The organism is Thermoflexus hugenholtzii, assembly GCF_018771565.1.
GTDB classification, from domain to species: domain Bacteria; phylum Chloroflexota; class Anaerolineae; order Thermoflexales; family Thermoflexaceae; genus Thermoflexus; species Thermoflexus hugenholtzii_A.
Genome location: NZ_CP076326.1, coordinates 433,252 through 445,808, shown reverse-complemented (window position 1 = coordinate 445,808; position 12,557 = coordinate 433,252). Strand labels below are relative to the sequence as shown.

The window sequence follows — 12,557 nt, the reverse complement described above, 5'->3', positions numbered from 1 at the left end:
TCCCTCCCCTTCGGCCGTTGCGCCGCGCTCCCTTGTTTATAATACCGTCCACCGGGCCAGCAAAGCGGCGACCAGGGCGGCCCGTTGCGGGAGGGAGGCGATCCACACGTGCTCATCCAGGGCATGGGCGCCGTTGCCCACCGCCCCCAGGCCATCCAGGGTGGGGACGCCCAGGGCGGCGGTGAAGTTCGCGTCGCTCCCCCCGCCGGTCCCCCCCTCCGTGAGGGTCAGCCCCAGCTCGGCCGCGATGGCGCAGGCCCGCCGGAAGGTGGCGACCATCCGGGCGTCCCGCTCCATCGGGGGTCGGTTAAACCCTCCCCGCACCTCCACACGGGCGCCGTCCAGGACCGGCCGCAGGCTCCGGAAGGCCTTCTCCATCCGGTCCATCTCCGCCCGGGTCGCCACCCGCACGTCCACCACCATCTCCGCGTATTCCGGCACCACGTTGGGTCGGGTGCCGCCCCGGATCACCCCCACCGTCACGGTGGTGCCGCGGCGGGGATCGGCCAGGGCGCGCAGGCGCATGATCTGATACGCCAGCTCCTCGATGGCGTTGATCCCGCGCTGGGGATCGGCGCCGGCGTGGGCGGAGCGCCCGTGCGCGATCACGATGAAATCCCCCACCCCTTTGCGGAACGTCTTCAGGCTGCCGTCGGGGAGGGCGGGCTCCAGGCACAGGACCAGATGGCTGCGCCGGGCCTCCTCCTCGATCAGCGGGCGGGAGGTCTCGCTGCCGGTCTCCTCATCGCTGGTGAACAGCATCCGGACGCGGTGAGGGGGATGGAGGCCGAGCGTCCGCAGGCCCTGAAGGGCGCCGAGGAGGACAGCGATCCCGCCCTTCATGTCGAAGACGCCGGGCCCATAGAGGCGCCCGTCCTCCTCCCGCAAGGGCATGCGCTCCAGGGTCCCCAATGGCCACACCGTGTCCAGGTGACAGAGGGTCAGGATTTGAGTGGAGGCTTCCGGATCGCCCCAGGTGGCAACCCAGTGATCCCCGACGGCCTCCTGGGGGATCCGCTCCACCTGAGCCCCCAGCTCCCGCAGGCGTTCGGCCACGAACTCCCCCAGCCGGTCCACCGCCGCCTTCTCGGTGGTGGGCGACTCGCGGAGGACCAGCTCCCGCAACAGCGCCACCAGCTCCTCCTGAAGCCGGAGGAAGGTTTCCATCCAGCGGGACGGCCAGACCTCGCCCATCGTTCGCATCTCCTGAATTGAGGATGGAAAACGCCATCGCCCCCAGGGATCTCAGATCACCAGCTGCTCGTAGAGCCGCTCCAGGCTGAGCTCCGGGGAGACCGTCTCCCGGGAGCGGAGGGTCAGGGCGGCGGCGGCCACCCCCAGGCGCACCGCCTCCTCAATCGGGATCCCGTGGAGCAGGGCGAAGATCACCGCCGCCGTCAGCGCATCCCCGGCCCCGGTGAAGTCCACGATCTCGGTGCGGATGGCGGGGATATGCCCGCTGAGGTCCCCGGCGGCGTAGACCAGGCCGAGCTCCGCCATGGTGATGATGGCCACCCGCACCCCCAGGGCGGTGAGATAGCGCGCGGCGAAAAGGGCCTCGTCCACGTTCGAGACCGGCAGGCCGGTGAGGGCCTCCGCCTCCGCGGTGTTGGGCGTCACCAGATGCAACTCCGGAAGGATGGATCGGAGGCGCATGGCCAGGGTGGGGGAGGTGGGGTCGGCCGCCACCGGGACGCCGAACCGTCGGGCGAGGCGGACGGCCATGCGCAGGGCGGCCGGCGAGAGGTTGGCATCCAGGACCACCATGGCCGCCTGTTCGAAGAGGGCGCGGCGGGCTTGAAGATAGCGGGGGGTGATGGCCTCCAGGATGCTCATGTCGTCCACCGCGACGACCAGGTTGCCCTGCTCGTCCAGCACCGCCAGGTAAGTGCCGGTTCGGCCCTGAGGGATCACCGCCACATGCTCGACGTTGACCCCTGCGCTCCGGGTGCGCTCCAACACCCAGCGGCCGGCCTCGTCGTCGGCCACGGCGGAGATCAGGAAGACCGGATGGCCCAGCCGGGCCAGGTTCTCCGCGATGTTACGGGCCACCCCGCCGACGCTCCGCCGCACCTGGCCCGGGTTGGTCGCCCCGAGGCGGAGGGCCCCCGCGGCGTATCCCTTGAGGTCCAGGCCTGCGGCCCCGATCACCAGGACCGGCCGCTCCTCCGACCCCTCCCCTGTCGACCACATCTCCGCGCGCTCCTCTCACTCCAGCCCGTGGCGCAGGATGCGCAACCAGTTCCCGCCCATCACCGCTTCCACATCGGCCTCGGCGAAGCCGGCCTGTCGCAGGGCATCGGCGATCTTCGGGAGATCCGCCACCGTGTCGAACTCCGCCGGGGTCTCATCCGCCCCGAAGCCGCCATCGAAATCGCTCCCGATCCCAACGTGACGGGCGTCCCCCACCCGCTGGCAGATGTAGTCGATGGCCCGCACCACATCCCAAACCGTGACCGCCTCCTTGGGATCCCCCCGGGTCCAGCCCTTCTTGAGCATGCGATTGCTGAGAACCACTCCGATCACCCCGTCCTGTTCGGCCAGAGCGCGGATCATCGCGTCGGAGAGCTGGCGGTCCCCGGGCACCAGGGCTTGAGGGTTGGAGTGGCTGGCGATGACCGGCCGCTCGTAGCGCTCCAGGGCCTCGAAGAAGCTCCGCTCGGCCATGTGGCTGAGGTCCAGGATCAGGGGGAAGTCCTGCATCACCTTCAGCAGCCGGCGTCCCTCATCGGTCAGAGGGCCTGGCTCCCCGGTGCCGCCGGCGTAGCGCGTGGCACTCCAGGCCGGCCCGATGATCCGCACCCCCCGCTCATACCAGACCTCCACCTCCTCCGGGCGCCGGATGGGGTCCGCCCCCTCCATCAGGCAGACGATCCCGATGCACCGCGGGTCAGGCTCCGGGAGGGGTTCCCGCCACGTTTCCAGCACGGCCTCCAGGTCCCGACGAGAGCGGATCCACCGGAAGCGAGGCTGGGTCTCGGTCAGGCGCTCATAGTAATCCAGCTGGGCCATCCCCTCCGCGTAGGCCTCATCGGGGGTGCGATAGGTTCGCTCCATCGCCGAGCGGGCGTGGCGCGCCGGCATCACGAAGACGGTGGCGAAGATCACCGCCACCCGCCCGGCCAGCCATTCCGGCAGGCCCAGCATGCACCGTCCGTTCAGACGGGGGATCTCCGTCCCCTCCTCCCGCTGCCGCGTCTCATAGGCCGAGCGGGTGTAATCCCGGCCGAAAGAGCGGGCGTTCCAGGCCAGGTCTTCATGGGCATCCACGATGATCATCCTTGCCCCCGTCGGATCGTGAGGGAGAAGAGAGGGCCAGCTCCAGCTGCCCTTCCTCGAAGGCGCGGAAGCGCTCCCGCCACGGCTCCGGGATCGGGACGGAGACGCCGCGGGCGTAGTCGTAAGCCACCTGCACCGAGCGACCGAGGGCCATCACCTGACCGGTGTCGCAGCGTTCGATCCGGTAGAGGAAGACAAAGCTGCGCTGACGGATCTCCCCCACCCGGATCCAGACCCGGAGCGGCATCCCCAGGGTGATGGGCGCCCGATACTGACAGGTCGCCTCGGCCACGATCATCCCCAGGGGCTCCAGCGGGGGAGGCACCTCAGCCAGCCGGCGGAGGTAATGCAAGCGCGCATGCTCGAAATATGTGAAATACACCGCGTTGTTCACATGCCCCATCGCGTCCAGATCACGGAAGCGGACCTCGATGGGCACTGCCATACGGAACGGAGTGTCCGGCGGGAAGAGCTCCTCCCTCATTCCTCAACCTCGATGAAGCGGAGTTCGTCGGTCTGCAGATCCAGGATGCAGAACGAGCGGCTCTCGTGGCGGACGCCGCCCAGGGCCCCCGGGTTGATCACGCGGGTCCGCCCCACTCGCTCGTCCCGGCGCCGATGAGTGTGGCCGTGGAACACGTAGTCGAACTCCCCGGAGGCGATGCGCTGCTGGAGACGGGCCGTGTCGTCGCCGTGGAGGAGGGCGATGCGCCGGCCCGCCAGAGTGGTGGTCAGCTCATCCCCCAGGAAGGGTTGACGCCCCAGGGCCACCACCGCCGGCTCCAGCGCCTCCAGGCGGTCCAGATTGCCGCGGACGAAGAGCACATCCCAGCCCTCGAAAAGGGCCACCACCTCCGGCGAGGTCACGTCCCCGCAATGGAAGAGGCGCTCCACCCCCTCCCGGCGGAGGATCTCCAGAGCCCGACGCGTGTTCTCGATATGATCGTGGGTGTCGCTCAGGATCCCGATGCGCATCGATGGGCCTCCGAGTCCGGGATAGATGGGGAAGCGAGCCGGGGCCCCAGGGCTCAACCCGCTGCCTACGAACCCAGATGGGCCAGGGCCCGCCGATAGGCCTCCAGGGCCTTCTGCAGCTTCCCGGCCTCCTGATAGGCATCCCCCAAGGCCTGCCACAGGCGGGATTCGTCGGGGCGCAGCTGCACCGCCTGCTCCAGATCGGCGATCACGCGCTCCCGCATCGCCGCCACCCGCATCAGGCGCTGATACTCCCGGATGGCCCGGGCGGTGTCGCCCAGGTTGAAGAGCAACCGGGCCATCGCCAGGCGGGTCTCGTGATCCCGAGGCTGGGCCTTCAGGCGGGCCTCGTAATCCGCCAGGACCCCCAGCAGCGCGCCGGCCATGGTCTCGGCGACCGGCACCGCGTGCAGGCGCTCCAGCCAGCGGGGATCCACAGCGGGGGCGGGCTCCGGGATCTTCCCGGCCGGCGGGAGGCCCTCATCCACAGCCAGGAGATCCCAGATGGGCGCTGTCTCGACGGCCTCCGGGGCTGGTCCCCTCTCTTCCCACACTTCCTCGGCTTGCAGATCTTCCGGCAGCGCCTCGCCGACGGCTTCGGGGGCGATCTCCGGCGTCGGGAAGGGGAGGACGCCTTCCAGCGGTGGCGTCTCGATCTCCTCCGGAGGCATCGCTTCGAGCGGGGCCGCCTCCGCGGATGGGGCTTCCGGAAGGGCCTCCGGGAAGATCCCCATCTCCGCCTGCCACTCCGGCGGGATCTCCAGGGGCTGGGCGGCCGCCTCCTCCAGGAGCTCTCGGAACCGGCGTTCCTCCTCCTCGAGGGCCGGGGCGATCTCCTCCTCCGGCGGCTTGAGGGCCAGCAGCCAATCCGGGAGCGCGGCCTCTTCGGCCGACGCTGCCTCCGGAGCCGCTTCCAGCGTCTCCTCACCGGTGGGAGCCTCGGGGATCTCCTCCGGCGGCGTCGGAAGCGGGGGGGTGGGAGCTTCCGGCGGCCGACGGCCCAGGATCTCCGCCAGGCGGGCTTCCGCCTCCTGTTGCGCCTGGGCTCGCAGCATCTCCTCCTTGCCTTCGGCGATCCGGGCCAGCCAGGCCAGGGCCTCCTCCGGGCTCAGTGACTCCGGCAGCGGCGGCAGGCCGGCGACCTCCGGCGCAGCCTCCTCGCCCGGCCTCTCCATCGGGACCTCTCCCGGTTCCTCCAGGGCCGGCGGGAGCTCCCCGGGAGCCTCCCACGGGATCTCGGGCGGCGCCTCTTCGCTCGGGGCCTCAGAGACCGGAGCGGGCATCTCCGGCGGGAAGAGACCCTCCATCCATGAAGGTCCAGCCTCCCCCTCCCCGGGTCCTTCCATCCATGAAGGCGCTTCGGAGGGAAGGGAGAACTCCTCCGGTATCCATTCCGGCAACTCCAGCTCCGGAGGCGGGACTTCCTCCGGAGCCCCCGAAGGTTCTTCCTCCAGCTCCGCCGGAGTCACCTCGACCGATCGCAACCATTCCAGGGTCTCCGCCACCGGCTCGGGGGATGGGGCTTGGGGGATCTCCGGTGGGGCGGCTTTCAGGGCTTCCGGCGCGGCTGGGGCTTCCTCAGTAGCGGGTGCGGTCGGGACTTCCTCCCCCAACGGGAGGCCCAGGGCCTGGAGCCATTCGGGGACCTCACCCTCCTCCACGGGCGGTCGGGCGTAGGCCGGGGTGGGAGGCACATAGATCAGGCGTTCGATCCGCACCTCCGCCGGCTGGATCGAGGCCGTCGGCCCGAGGAGATCCGGGACCAGAGTGAGCTCAGGGTCCACGGCGGCGGCGCGGCGGAACAGCTCGCGGGCCTCCGCCTCGCGGCCGCTGGCCATCCAGAACTCACCCAGGATGAGGTTCGCCTTCAGGCAATAGGGGAGCTCCTGGAGCAGGCTCTGCGCGACCCGCGCGGCCTCGAGGCGCCGCCCATCCCGCCACAGCACCTCCAGGTAAAGGACGCGGAGGTCGGCGCGCTGGGGCGCCTCCTGGAGCAGGCTCTCCAGCTCCGCGATGGCGGCGGCGTAGAGATGGCCCCGGGCGTAGAGGCGGGCGAGGGCGCCCCGGGTGAGGGGCAGGAACTCCGGCGGGGCTCCGTCCCGGCGGGCATAGAGTTTGGCCAGCTCCTCCCGGATGAACTCGTTGTAAGGGAGCAGCTCATAGGCCCGTTCCATCTGCCAGGCCGCCTCGGCGATTTGCCCGCGGCGCTCGTAGATCACGCTGAGGCCGATGCGGGGGAGGAAATCCTCCGGATCCGCGCTCAGGGCCCGGGCGAAGAGGTCCATCGCCGCATCATCCTGGCCCTTCTCCAGGTAAGCCTGGCCCAGCAGCCGGTAGGCCCGCTGGTATTTCGGGTAGCGCTTCAGGATGTGCATGCAGTGGGCGATGGCCTCATCGTAGGCTTCGTCCTGGAGCAGGCGTTCGATCTCCGCGCTATACTGGGAAAGCGTGATCTCCTGCATCCGGTTCCCCCTTCCCTTCCGGGTCGCGCGCCTGCGCGTTGAATGAATTCGACCTTCGAGGGCCTTCGGCCGACGGTCGGCCTGCGCCGACCGGGAGATCCCATTTGCGTCGGCGAAGGCCGACGCCCGGCGCGCAAGCGCCTTGGAAGGCCGATTTCAATCGGCGGGAAGGCCTCCAGCCAGCGGTCGGCCCGATGCGTCGAATGAATTCGACCTTCGAGGGCCTCCGGCCCACGGTCGGCCTGCGCCGACCGGGAGATCCCATTTGCGTCGGCAAAGGCCGACGCCCGGCGCGCAAGCGCCTGAGAAGGCCGATTTCAATCGGCGCAACAGCCTCCGGCCCACGGTCGGCCTGCGCCGACCGGGAGATCCCTTTTGCGTCGGCGAAGGCCGACGCCTGGCGCGCAGCGCCTAAGAAGGCCGATTTCAATCGGCGCAACAGCCTCCGGCCCACGGTCGGCCTGCGCCGACCGGGAGATCCCTTTTGCGTCGGCGAAGGCCGACGCCTGGCGCGCAGCGCCTAAGAAGGCCGATTTCAATCGGCATGAAGGCCTCCGGCCGGCGGTCGGCATGTGCGCCGAATGAATTCGGCCTCCAGGGGCCTTCGGCCGACGGTCGGCCTGCGCCGACCGGGAGATCCCATTTGCGTCGGCGAAGGCCGACGCCCGGCGCGCAAGCGCCTGAGAAGGCCGATTTCAATCGGCGCAACAGCCTTCGGCCGACGACCGGCCTGCGCCGGCTAAAAGAACGGAAGATGCCAACCTCCCGGCTCTCCCACCGGCGAGCGCCTCGCGTGCATCGGTTCGGACCCGAGCTCATAGGTCGCGCAACCCTCACCGGTCAGAGAGAGACATCCGGGCAAACAGGCTCCGGGTCGCCGCCTGACAATTCGATTATACCCGGAGAGGACCCGACGGCATGCGGAAGGCTCCCCCGCGCTCGGCCACTCCCTCCCTCTCGCACCGAAAGGGATGGCTTCGTTCGGAGAGCGGGAAAAGCTGGCTTCCCACGCCCTTCGGACATTCCTGGTCTGGAGCTCGTGGAGGGTTTAAAATGATGACAAAGCGGACTGGGGGTTCGAACATGCGCGTGGTGACAGTCCGAGAGGCCAGGGCCCATCTCTCCCGCCTGCTGGAGGAAGTGCGCCGTGGAGAGACCATCCTGATCGTTCGAGGCCGCACCCCGGTGGCCCGCCTGGTGCCTTACGAGGAGCCTGAGCGCCGCCCTCTGGGGTTTGTGCCCGGCCGCCTGGAGGAGTGCTTTTTTGAGCCTCTGCCGGAGGAGGAGCTGGCCGCATGGGAACCAGCGGGTCGCGGCGGAAGCCACTTCTATAACCACGATTTCCCATTGTAGCTCGAAATTCATTTCGACTGCCATCCCATCCGGCGCAGAGCAGGGCTTTCCAGTTTTTCCTGAATGTAGGGCAACTGCTCGCAGTTGCCCTACGTATGTGGCCGAAAGAGATCGCCTGCCCACAAACCTGGAAGGCCTCGCACCCTACCATCTCCTCAAGGTCCTCCATTAGGAAGGGCCTAAGCCCAGAAAACTGGAAAGCCCTATTTCCGAAAGGATGATCTTCAGCCTGTAACCCATATCCTCTTCGATCTCGCCAAGTCGCGGCGAAAGCCACTCCTACAGGTATGGGCTTTTTGTAGGAGGGGCTTTCGCCCCGAACCTTGGTTTTCGATCTCGTGACCGGCCGCGGCGAAGACGGTTCCTACAACCCGACCCCCTGTCTTCGAGACAGCAAGGTCGCGGCTGAAGCCGCTCCTACAGAAATTGATCTTGGCTCATGTCTCCGAATGATCGAGGAGGGGCGGAGGCTACCTTCTCTCTCGTCGCACGATCGGTTCAAGCGGGGCAACGGCCCGTGTTTTGTAAGAAGGGCTTCAGTCCCAAACCTCCATCCTCGATGACGCAATGGTCGCGGCTAAAGCCGCTCCTACAAAAAGATGGTTTCTGTAGGAGGGGCTTTCGCCCCGAACCCCGTCTTCGATGAGGCAAGGATCGCGACGAAAGACGCTCCCATACCATATGCCTCCCGCATCGATCTTGCTCTGCCCTCGTTGGGCCATCGGTTCACGCAGAGTCACGGCAGGCTGCCGACCGGTTCCCAGTCTCCGATCATTGGAAGGGAAGAGCCTCGATCTTTTTGTAGGAGGGGCTTTCGCCCCGAACCCTCGTCTTCGATGACGCAAGGATCGCGGCGGAAGCCGCTCCTACCGAAGGGTGGCTCATGGCTTCGCCGGCGTTGCCATCATCCGTTCCGCTTCCTCCAGGCGCAGGCTCAGGACCTGGGAGGTGCCGTCGGGGCGCATGGTGACCCCATACAGGACGTCCGCGACCTCGACGGTGCCCCGGTTGTGGGTGATGAGGATGAACTGGGTGCGCTCGGACAGCCGGCGGATCATCTCCCGGAAGCGGCCGATGTTGGCCTCATCCAGCGCGGCATCCGCCTCGTCCAGGATCACAAAGGGGGAAGGGCGGACGCTCAGCAGGGCGAAGATGAGGGCGGTGGCCGTCAGCGCTTTCTCCCCTCCTGAGAGCATCATGAGGCTCTGGGTTCGTTTCCCGGGCACGCGGACGTAGATCTCCACCCCCGCTTGATCCCAGCGCTCGGCCGGGGTGAGGGCCAGGCGGGCGTTGCCCCCGCCGAACAGCGCGGTGAAGGTCTCCCGGAAGGCGCGGCCCACCGCCCGGAACGTCTCCATAAAAGCCTGCTGCATCTGCTGATCCAGGGCCTCCACGGTCTGCCGCAGGGAGGCGGACGCCGCTTCCAGATCCGCCACCTGGGCGGTCAGGAAGGCGTGGCGCTCCTGGAGCGCGGCGTATTCGGCGGCCGCCTCGGGGTTCACCGGCCCCAGCCGGCGCAACGCCCGCCGCAACGCCTCCACTTCCGCCTCCAGGGCCTCCAGCGGCTCCTCCGTCTGGATCTCCTCCAGCGCTTCCAGGTTCAGCTCCCCGACCTCCTCCGACCCGGCAGCTCCCTCCAGGTGGCGCCACTCCTCCTGCAACGTCTGCTGAAAGGCCCGCAACTCCCCCTCCCGGCGCACCCGCTCCAGCCGCGCGGCGTGCACCGCTTCCTCCCGCTCCTGCCCGATGCGGCGGAGGGTTTCCACCTGCTCCCATACGGCCTCGAAGGCCGATTCCAGGGATAGAAGGAGCGTCATCTCCTCAGCCCGCCGGGCTTCCCGCGCTTGACGCTGTGCCTCCAGATCCCGGAGGGCTTCCTGAAGCTGGGCCTGCTCGGCCTCCAGGGCCTGCCATGAGGGCGCGCTCTCCGGATCCTCCAGGGTCATCCGCTCGACTTCGAGAGCCTGTCGCTCGGCGATCAGGCGGGCGATCTGCTCTTCCACCTGACGGCGCTCCTCCTCCAGCAACCGTTCCTCCGCTCGCAGGCGGGCCAGCTCCTGCTCCATCCCCTCCAGGCCCAGGGCCGCCAGCTCCCTCTCCAGGGAGGCTCGGGCTTCGGCCAGCGCCCGTCGCTCCTCGGCAAGGGCCTGTTCCCGTCGGGTCAGGTCCGCCTGTTCGGCTGCCAGCTCAGCCCGCCGGGCCTCCCAGGCCGCCGCTTCCCGGGCCATGGCCTGGAGGGATCGCGCCTCCGCCTCCAGCTGCCCCTCGACCTCCCGGAGGGCGCGCTGAAGGGCCTCCCATCGGGCTTCGAGGGCGCGGCGCTCCTCCTCGAGGGCCGCCAGGGCCTCCCGAGCGCGATGCCATCGGCCCATCGCCTGTTCCAGCGCCTCCTCCGCGCGCCGTCGGGCCCGTCGGGCTTCCTCCAGCTGCCCCCGCAGCGCGCGCCATTGCGATTCTTCGATCCACCCTGCCGACTCCGGCGCCGTGTGCCGGCCGATCCACACGATCCCTTCCCCGCTCATGCGCTCGCCCTCAGGGGTGAGGATGTGGGCGGATCGGGGCAGACGCGACCGCAGGGCCCGGGCCTCCTCCCATGTCTTCGCCAGCCAGATCCCCTGCAGACGATGCTCGAGCCAGGCCTGCAGACGGGGCTCACGGGCGCGCACGACGCGGGCGGCCGGAAGCAGGCCGACGGGCACGGGCGGGCTTCCGGGAAGCAGGAACCGATGTCGGGCCGGGCGGGGCCGCTCGAAGCGCAGGGCGTCCAGAAGGATCACCGGAAGGCCGTGGCGAACCTGGGCGCGCAGCGCCTCCAGGACGCGGGCCTCGCGCACGATCAGCGCCTGGAGCAGCGGCCCCAGGATGGCCGCCACGGCGACCTCCCAGCCGGGATCGACCTCCAGGAAATCCGCCAGGACCCCGAGGACCCCGGGGAGGCCGGCGGAGAGGATCGCCCGCAGGTCCTCCGACCATCCCTCCTGAGCCTCCCGGCGTCGGGCCAGGGCCTCCGCATAGGATTCCAGGTAAGCCTGCTCGGCCTCCGCTCGGGCGAAGGCCTCCCGGGCGCGGGCGACCTCCGCTTCCGCCTCCTCCAGGGACCGACGGGCCTGGGCGACCTGACGGTCCAGGGTCTCGCGCGCCTCCTGTAAGGCCTGGGCCTCCCGACGGAGCCGCTCCCGCTCCTCCTGCAACGCGGCCTGTCGGGCTTCCCGTTCCTGCCGACGGCTGGCCTCCTCGCGTGCCTGCTCTTCCAGTTCGCGTAAGAACGCCTCAAGGGAGAGGCGCCGACGGGCGAGGCGATCGGCCTCCGCCTCGCGCTGCCGCTCCGCCTCCTGAATCGCCTCCAGCTGACGACGGAGGGCCTCGCCCCGGGCGCGCTGCGGCTCATGGCGCGCTTCCCACTCCTGACGTTGCGCCTGCAGCGCCTGGGCGCGGCGCAACAGCGCCTCCCGGGCCTCCTCCAGCGCGTGTTGCCGGGCCTCCAGGGCCGCCTGACGCTCCTGCAACGCCTCCCAGCGCTCCCGGCGGGCCCTCTCCCGCTCCCGGATGGCCCGGAGCGCCTCCTCGAGGGCCTGCTGGCGCCGGCGCAGGTCGGCGAGGGCCTCCTGAAGCTTCCCCCAGGCGGCCTCTTCCTCCTGCAGGGCGGCCCGCCGACGCCGGATCTCCTCGCGAAGCCGCGCCGCCTCCGCCTCGGCGGCCGCCTGCTGTTCCTGGTGACGGAACCGGGCGGCCTCGGCCTCGGCGACGGCCGCCTGCGCCTCCTCCAGGCTCCGACGCAACGCGGCCATCCGGCGCGCGGCCCATCGGCGCCAGAGCGCCTTCAGACGGGAGAGCGTCTCCTCATACTGGCGCGCCCGCTCCGCCTGACGGCGAAGGCTGTTCAGCCGCGGCGTCATCTCCGCGAGCAGATCCCGGACCCGGGTCAGGTTCTGCTGGGTGGCCTCCAGGCGCCGAAGGGCCTCCTCCCGTTTCATCCGGTAGAGGGCGATGCCGGCGGCCTCCTCGAACAGCGCTCGACGCTCCTCCGGCCGCATCCGGAGCACCTCATCCACCAGCCCCTGACCGATGACGGTATACGTCCGCCGGGCCAGGGGCGTGGCGCCCAGCAGATCCTGGATGTCCCGCAGACGGACCCGGTTGCCGTTGAGGAGATACTCCCCTTCCCCATCGCGGTAGACCCGCCGGGTCAGGGCGACCTCGGCGAAGTCCACCGGCAGATCGCCCTCCGCGTTGTCGAAGATCAGCGTCACCTCCGCCATGCCGGCGCGGGGCCGCTGGTCGCTGCCGGCGAAGATCAGATCCTCCCCCCGGCGGACCCGGAGGGTGGAGAGGCTCTGTTCGCCCAGGGCCCAGCGGATGGCCTCCGCGATGTTGCTCTTGCCGCTGCCGTTCGGACCCACGATGACTGTCACCCGCCCCGGGAACTCCAGGCGGGTGGGCGTGGCGAAGCTCTTGAACCCGTGCAGTTCGATCGCCTTCAGACGCATC

General features: G+C 69.6%; 8 protein-coding genes. 1 reads left to right on the top strand and 7 read right to left on the bottom strand.

Annotation, left to right across the window (positions count from 1 at the left end; translation table 11 throughout):
* Positions 1-36 precede the first annotated feature (36 nt).
* The 6 genes from KNN16_RS02110 to KNN16_RS02085 all read right to left on the bottom strand — a co-directional run bounded on the left by KNN16_RS02110 (position 37) and on the right by KNN16_RS02085 (position 6,716).
* On the bottom strand, positions 37-1,194 hold the full coding sequence (locus KNN16_RS02110) for a M20 family metallopeptidase (protein ID WP_303898444.1): 1,158 nt from the start codon (positions 1,192-1,194) through the stop codon (positions 37-39).
* A 51-nt stretch (positions 1,195-1,245) separates the two neighbouring features.
* Complete coding sequence (locus KNN16_RS02105; RefSeq protein ID WP_303898442.1) at positions 1,246-2,193, bottom strand: carbohydrate kinase family protein; 948 nt, start codon at positions 2,191-2,193, stop codon at positions 1,246-1,248.
* A 15-nt stretch (positions 2,194-2,208) separates the two neighbouring features.
* Positions 2,209-3,279, bottom strand: coding sequence for a dipeptidase (locus tag KNN16_RS02100; protein WP_303898440.1), 1,071 nt, complete (start codon positions 3,277-3,279; stop codon positions 2,209-2,211).
* Positions 3,257-3,763 carry a thioesterase family protein gene (locus tag KNN16_RS02095; protein ID WP_088571249.1) on the bottom strand — a complete coding sequence of 169 codons (507 nt, stop codon included), beginning with the start codon at positions 3,761-3,763 and terminating at the stop codon, positions 3,257-3,259. The genes KNN16_RS02100 and KNN16_RS02095 overlap by 23 nt, the downstream gene beginning before the upstream one ends.
* Positions 3,760-4,254 carry a metallophosphoesterase gene (locus tag KNN16_RS02090; RefSeq protein WP_088570981.1) on the bottom strand — a complete coding sequence of 165 codons (495 nt, stop codon included), beginning with the start codon at positions 4,252-4,254 and terminating at the stop codon, positions 3,760-3,762. Before KNN16_RS02090 ends, KNN16_RS02095 begins: the two co-directional genes overlap by 4 nt.
* 65 nt (positions 4,255-4,319) lie before the next feature.
* A complete protein-coding gene (locus KNN16_RS02085) occupies positions 4,320-6,716 on the bottom strand; it encodes a tetratricopeptide repeat protein (protein WP_303898438.1) in 2,397 nt (798 codons plus the stop codon).
* 1,083 nt (positions 6,717-7,799) lie between these two features.
* Between KNN16_RS02085 and KNN16_RS02080 the strand changes: the two genes are divergently transcribed.
* On the top strand, positions 7,800-8,069 hold the full coding sequence (locus tag KNN16_RS02080) for a type II toxin-antitoxin system Phd/YefM family antitoxin (protein WP_303898436.1): 270 nt from the start codon (positions 7,800-7,802) through the stop codon (positions 8,067-8,069).
* An 881-nt stretch (positions 8,070-8,950) separates the two neighbouring features.
* On the opposite strand, the gene smc is transcribed toward KNN16_RS02080, so the two are convergent.
* Complete coding sequence (gene smc / locus KNN16_RS02075) at positions 8,951-12,556, bottom strand: chromosome segregation protein SMC (protein WP_303898435.1); 3,606 nt, start codon at positions 12,554-12,556, stop codon at positions 8,951-8,953.
* Position 12,557 lies beyond the last annotated feature (1 nt).

Excerpts from the sequence above, each read along its gene's own strand:
- KNN16_RS02105 (WP_303898442.1), bottom strand. The coding sequence starts at position 2,193 with ATGTGGTCGACAGGGGAGGGGTCGGAGGAGCGGCCGGTCCTGGTGATC.
- KNN16_RS02100 (WP_303898440.1), bottom strand. The coding sequence starts at position 3,279 with ATGATCATCGTGGATGCCCATGAAGACCTGGCCTGGAACGCCCGCTCT.
- KNN16_RS02090 (WP_088570981.1), bottom strand. The coding sequence starts at position 4,254 with ATGCGCATCGGGATCCTGAGCGACACCCACGATCATATCGAGAACACG.
- KNN16_RS02080 (WP_303898436.1), top strand. The coding sequence starts at position 7,800 with ATGCGCGTGGTGACAGTCCGAGAGGCCAGGGCCCATCTCTCCCGCCTG.
- KNN16_RS02095 (WP_088571249.1), bottom strand. The coding sequence starts at position 3,763 with ATGAGGGAGGAGCTCTTCCCGCCGGACACTCCGTTCCGTATGGCAGTG.
- KNN16_RS02110 (WP_303898444.1), bottom strand. The coding sequence starts at position 1,194 with ATGGGCGAGGTCTGGCCGTCCCGCTGGATGGAAACCTTCCTCCGGCTT.
- smc (WP_303898435.1), bottom strand. The coding sequence starts at position 12,556 with ATGCGTCTGAAGGCGATCGAACTGCACGGGTTCAAGAGCTTCGCCACG.
- KNN16_RS02085 (WP_303898438.1), bottom strand. The coding sequence starts at position 6,716 with ATGCAGGAGATCACGCTTTCCCAGTATAGCGCGGAGATCGAACGCCTG.